The sequence below is a fragment of the candidate division WOR-3 bacterium genome (assembly GCA_039801725.1).
GTDB lineage: Bacteria > Hydrothermota > Tepidihabitantia > Tepidihabitantales > DTDR01 > DTDR01.
Window position 1 is genome coordinate 1 of the sequence record JBDRVE010000057.1, and the last position, 6,043, is coordinate 6,043.

7 protein-coding genes are annotated in these 6,043 nt (G+C 29.3%); 6 read left to right on the top strand and 1 reads right to left on the bottom strand.

Annotated features, from left to right (window positions below; all coding sequences use genetic code 11):
• Positions 1-46: 46 nt before the first annotated feature.
• The gene (locus tag ABIK75_08135) at positions 47-748 is read right to left on the bottom strand and encodes a YggS family pyridoxal phosphate-dependent enzyme (protein ID MEO0091057.1); all 702 of its coding nucleotides are present in this window, start codon (positions 746-748) and stop codon (positions 47-49) included.
• A gap of 182 nt (positions 749-930) precedes the next feature.
• On the opposite strand from ABIK75_08135, the gene ABIK75_08140 reads away from it, so the two are divergent.
• The 6 genes from ABIK75_08140 to ABIK75_08165 all read left to right on the top strand — a co-directional run.
• Entirely contained in the window at positions 931-1,914 is a 984-nt protein-coding gene (locus tag ABIK75_08140; protein MEO0091058.1) for a PhoH family protein, read from the top strand.
• The gene (ybeY, locus tag ABIK75_08145; GenBank protein ID MEO0091059.1) at positions 1,856-2,281 is read left to right on the top strand and encodes an rRNA maturation RNase YbeY; all 426 of its coding nucleotides are present in this window, start codon (positions 1,856-1,858) and stop codon (positions 2,279-2,281) included. The genes ABIK75_08140 and ybeY overlap by 59 nt, the downstream gene beginning before the upstream one ends.
• A complete protein-coding gene (locus ABIK75_08150; protein ID MEO0091060.1) occupies positions 2,282-3,505 on the top strand; it encodes a hemolysin family protein in 1,224 nt (407 codons plus the stop codon).
• Positions 3,505-4,425: a CNNM domain-containing protein gene (locus ABIK75_08155; GenBank protein MEO0091061.1), complete on the top strand. Its 921-nt coding sequence runs from the start codon at positions 3,505-3,507 to the stop codon at positions 4,423-4,425. The genes ABIK75_08150 and ABIK75_08155 overlap by 1 nt, the downstream gene beginning before the upstream one ends.
• Positions 4,425-5,141 carry a DNA repair protein RecO gene (gene recO, locus ABIK75_08160; GenBank protein MEO0091062.1) on the top strand — a complete coding sequence of 239 codons (717 nt, stop codon included), beginning with the start codon at positions 4,425-4,427 and terminating at the stop codon, positions 5,139-5,141. Before ABIK75_08155 ends, recO begins: the two co-directional genes overlap by 1 nt.
• Positions 5,142-5,195: 54 nt before the next feature.
• A partial coding sequence (locus ABIK75_08165) for a tryptophanase (GenBank protein MEO0091063.1) occupies positions 5,196-6,043 on the top strand: 848 nt, incomplete at its 3' end.

A 6,043-nucleotide genomic window follows, 5' to 3' on the forward strand; every position in this document is an offset into this window, starting at 1 on the left:
GGAAAGGAAAATTATCTAACTAAAAAACTGATTTATTTAAAATAGGTTATTGATTTCTCGGACCGAAGATTAAAGTTCCGATTCTAATGATATTTGCTCCTTCTTCTATTGCGACCTCAAAATCGCTACTCATTCCCATCGAAAGATAAGGCAAAGATATTTTAAATTTCTCTTTAACTTTTTCTCTTAATTCATAAAGAAGACGGAAAGATTTTCGTGAATTTTCCTTATTTTCAATTGCACTAACCGGACCCAAAGTCATCAATCCTTCTAATTTCAAATGGGGTTGATTTAAAACATACTCTACTAATTTATCCAAATCTTCCGGAGATATACCAAATTTAGTATCTTCAAAAGATGTATTGACCTGAATAAATACCCGCATAATTTTATCTTCTTTCTTACACACTTTCTCTAACTCATCCACCAACTCAACCCTATCCACTGATTGAACACAAGAAAAATATTTAACTACCTTTTTAACCTTATTAGTCTGTAAATGACCAACAAAATGCCATTCAATATTTTTAAACTGATTATTAATCAAAGAAATTTTCTTAATCGCTTCCTGAACCCGATTCTCCCCAATTTTATTTAAACCACAATTTATTGCCTCTTTTATTCTTTCTATATCTACTCCCTTGCTAATCGCTACTATCTCTATCTCTTCTTTTTTTCTGCCAATCTTATTACAAACCTCCTCAATTCTTTGCCAGAGATTTTCAATATTTTTTCTTATATCTAGCATAAATATAATATAAACAAATCTTACCTATTTTCAAGATGATGAGAAGAAGGTTAAAAAATAAAATTAAAAAGATGTAAAGAAAAATTATTTTATTAAATTTGACTTTTTATTTTATTTTAGTATAATTATTTTAGAATATAAAGTTAATGTAATGGTCCGATTATTCCAGAATATTTTTTTGTATGGAAAAAAAGGAAGAAAATTTAATTAAAATTTCTGTCCCTTTTAAAGGAATTGACCCAATAAAACTTCTTGGTTTTCAAGATGAATATCTTAATTATATTTCTCGTTTTTTTGGTTCTCAAATTATTGCCCGAAAAGATCGAATAAGAATATTAGGACCAAAAGAGGAAGTTTATAAAGTTCGCGAATTATTTCTAAATTTAATGAAACATATTAAAAAAAATAATTTTATCACCAAAGAATTAATCAATGAAGAAATCAAATTGGTTAAAGGAGAAAAAGAATTAACTGAAGAAATCAAAGAGAAACCAAAAGAAAAAATGAAAAGCGATTATGCAATTGCCACTCCTAAAAAAATCATTGTTCCACAAACTAAACATCAAGAAGAATATTTGAAAGCCATTGACGAGGCTGAAGTAGTAATTTGTATTGGACCAGCCGGAACCGGTAAAACTTATTTAGCCGTCGCCAAAGCCGTATCTTATCTTTTGAATGGAAAAGTGGCAAGGATAATTTTAACTCGACCAGCGGTAGAAGCCGGCGAACAATTAGGTTATCTACCAGGTGATTTTAAAGAAAAAGTCGCCCCTTATCTAAGACCTCTTTACGATGCTCTTTATGACATGATACCTATTGAAAAAGTAAAAAGAATGATCGAAGAAGAAATCATTGAAATTGCTCCTTTGGCCTATATGCGAGGAAGAACTCTCTCAGATGCTTTTATCATATTAGATGAGGGACAAAACACCACCAAAACACAAATGAAAATGTTTCTCACTCGTTTAGGTTGGAATTCAAAAGCGGTAGTCACTGGTGATATTACTCAAATTGATCTAAGTTCTAAATATACTTCGGGACTTATTGATTGTGAAAAAAGATTAAAAAATATTGAAGGAATAAAAATTATTTATTTTGATAAAGAAGATGTTACCCGACCAGCAATTGTCTCCCAAATTATTAAAGCCTACGAAGAGGAAGGTTAAAGTAAATATTTTTGGTGTAAAAAATCCAAACTTAAAAAAAGAAATAAATCAAATAATTAATAGGGTTTTAAAAGAAGAAAAAGCAAAAATTACAGAATTGAATGTGATTTGCTGCGACGATCAATATATTAAGAAATTAAATAAGAGATTTTTAAAAAGAAATTATCCGACCGATGTCCTATCTTTTAATTTTAATGGTGATTTTTTGGGAGAAATCTATGTTTCTAAAAACCAAGCATTAAAACAAGCAAAGAAAGATAAAGTAAAATATAGTTATCGTTTGAAATATTTAATCCTTCACGGACTTTTTCATCTTTTGTCTTATTCTCACTCACAAATGGAAAAATTGATTACAAAATATTTATAAATGGTTTACCTGATAATAACCGTCCTTATCATGCTATTATTATCGGCTCTCTTCTCGGCATCAGAAATTGCTTATTTTTCTCTTACTCCCAAGGATTTTAAAAAGTTAAAAATAGAAGAACTTAAAAAAAATGAACATTCTTTTCTTTTGACTATTCTATTGGCTAACTTATTAGCCAATATTTCTTTTGCTTCATTAACGACTCTCTTAAGTATTAATCTTTTTTTTAACAAAATTTCTTATTCTCTTCTTTTAACTTTAACTTCGATAATTGCTACCATTATTATTCTTTTTTTTGGCGAAATCATCCCCAAAATTTATGCTCACAACTTCCCTCTTAAAATTGGTGGTTTAATTCTTCCCTATTTTAAAAAAATATCTTCTTTCTTTCATCCTTTAAGCCAATATTTTCAAAGAATATTTCTCTTCCATTTTCTTCCTCACGGTGAGCCTTTCCCTAATAAAGAAGAATTAAAAGCCCTGATTAATTTTGGTGTGGAAAATAAAGAACTCACTGAAGAAGAAAGCGAAATTCTTTATAACTTAATTGAATTAGAAGAAAGAAGAGTAAACGAAATTATGACTCCTCGCAATAAAATATTTGCTCTTGATAAAGAATTGTCAATAAAAGAAGCCCTAGAAAAAATTAAAGAAAATCCTAAATCAAGAATTCCTATTTATCAAGATAATATTGATAACATTATCGGCGTAGTATATTTAAAAGATATTTTAGAATTAGCCCTATCCTACCATTTTGAGCCTCCTAAGGAAATAAAGTTGGAACAGATCAAAAAACCAATAAGTTTTGTTTCGGAAATCCAAAGATTGCCAATAATTTTTGAGGAATTAAGAAAAAAAGGTTCTCACATTGCCTTAGTTATTGACGAATTTGGTCAAATTTCTGGATTAGTAACTTTAGAGGATTTTTTAGAGGCTCTTTTCGGAGAAATAAAAGATGAGTATGATTTACAAGAAGAATTACCTTATTTAAAAATAGACGAGAATAGTTATTTAGTTAGCGGAGAGATCGATTTGGTAACAATTAATCGACTAACTAATGACGCTTTAAAAGATATTGATTTTCCTCGTCTCTCGGCTTATCTTACTGAAAAATTAGGTAGGCTGCCCCAAGTAGGCGATGTTGTAAGAGAAAAGAATTTATTGTTTGAAATAAAAGAGATTAAAGAAAGAAAAATTGAAAAGGTTTTATTAAAAATTTTATAATGGAATTTTTATTAGCCACTCTCTTTCTATTATTTCAAGGAATTTTAAGCGGTACCGAAACAGCGATTATTCGCGCTAATTGGTTAAGATTAAAATTGAAAGCAAAAGAAAAGGGAATAAGCGAAAGAAAAATAAAATTTTTAGAAAATAAAGAAGAAAATTTAATTGTTACTTTAATTGGTACCAACCTTTTTGTTATTTTTGCTGCTTCTTTTTATTCTAGTTTCTTTATCCACAATTTTGGAAAAAATTTCGTCTCTCTTTCAATCATTTTTTCTACGGTTCTTTCCTTTTTTATTGGAGAATTTTTGCCTAAAGCCATCGCAGGTAGTCATCCAGAAATTTGGTTGTTAATTTTTTCCTCCTTCTATCGCTTTTTTTATTTTCTTTTTCAAATATTTGGTCAGCCAATTTACTTTTTGCTAAAACTCATTTTTTTACCCTTACTAAAAAAGAAAAAAAGTATCTCTCTTTTGCGAAGGGATTTATTAAACTATCTTCGAGAATTTAAAAAAAGTAAGTTTATTGCTCAACAGGTATTAGAAGCCAAAAACATGAAAGTTAAGGAAATAATGATACCTATCGAATTAGCCGTTGCCCTACCAATTGATAGTGATCTTACTAAAATTGCTGACACAATAAAAAAATATCGCTATTCCCGCTATCCAATATATCAAGGAACAAAAAATAATCTCATTAAAATAATCACTTTAAAGGATTTATTATTTTTTCCAGAAATTCGATATCGATTACCTCTATTTGTAGAAGAAAATCACAACATTATCGAAGTTTTTTCTCTAATGAGAAAAAAGGGAGAACATTTAGCAGTAGTGGTTGACAAAAACAAAAAAGCAGTGGGAATTATAACTTTGGAAGACATTATAGAAGAAATGGTTGGGGAAATCAGAAGAGAAGGTTAATGGCGATTCTCAAAAAAGGAAAAGGAATTATTCTTTTAAGAAAAAATTTCCGCTCCGCCAGTAAAATTATTGATTTTTATTCTCAGGAATATGGTCGTTTGCTTTTATTAGCAAAGGGGGTTCGGGAAGGGAAAAACTATTTAAACGGTTCTTTAGAACCCCTTAATTATTGTGAAATAGTTTTTTACAAAAAAGAAAACCGAAATTTCTATTTTATCAAAGATGCTGTACTTTTATATAATTTTCCTTTAATCATTAAAGAATATCAAAAATACTCTGCTGTCTCAAATTTAAATAAATTTCTTTCTTTAATTTTGCCTATAGAAGAAAAAAATGAGGAACTTTTTAAACTTTATTTTCTCTCTCTTTTCTTTATCAATTCCCTACCGGTGGATAAAATTAAAAATATTCTTTTATCTTTTTATCTAAAAACAACTGTCCTTACTGGTTTCCGGCCCTCTTTATTAGCCTGTTCAAAATGTGGAAAAAAATTTTTCCGAAAAGAAAAGATATTTTTTAATATGGAAAAAGGAGGAGTTTTCTGTAAAGATTGTCAAAAGGAAAAAGAAAATTCTTTTTTAATTAATAAAAAAATTTTAGAAAATTTACAATATTTATCTTTTACTCCTTATTCAAAATTATTAGATTATCAGATTTATCCCGAAACAGAAAGAATTATAAAACTCTATCTTCAATATCATTTATCTTTTTATTGATTTTTGAAAAAATTCTTATTATGATAATAAAGCTAATCTAACCAAGGAGGAATGATGATTTTGAAATTATATAATGGAAAAGAATTACCTATTGATATGTATAAAGCCCGAGTAGTTCAAAGAATTCGACTACCCAACGTCGAAGAAAGATTGAAAGCAATCGAAGAAGCTGGTTATAATACCTTTCAACTGAAAACGAAAGATGTCTTTTTAGATATGTTAACCGATAGTGGTGTAAACGCTATGTCCCAAGAACAATGGGCAGGCTGGATAACTACCGATGACGCTTATGCTGGTAGTATGACTTTCTATAAATTTGCCGAAATTGTGGAAGAAGTTTTAGGTTATAAATATGTAATGAATGTTCATCAAGGAAGGGCAGCCGAACATCTTTTAGCAAAAGTCTTTATTAAACCGGGAATGATTGTTGCTACCAATTATCATTTTACAACCACGAAAGCCCATATTGAATTGGCAGGTGCTGAGTGTATTGAAATCTATACTGATGAAGCTCTGAAAACAAAAAGCACTTTTCCTTTTAAAGGAAATATGGACCCAGAGAAATTAAAAGGGTTAATCAAAAAATACGGCAGAGAAAGAATTGCTTACGTGCGAATGGAAGCGACTACTAATCTTCTCGGTGGTCAGCCTTTTTCAATGGCCAATTTAAAGGAAATAAGAAAAATATGTGACGAATATAAATTATTACTAGTGTTAGATGGTAGTTTAATAGCCGAAAATGCCTATCTTATTAAGAAGAGAGAACCTGGTTATGAAAATAAATCTGTTGCTCAAATTGTAAAGGAGATTTGTAGCATACCGGATTTATTTTATTTAAGTGGTAGAAAAAATACTTGCGTGCGCGGCGGTTTCATTGCTACCAATAATAAAGAATTGTTTGA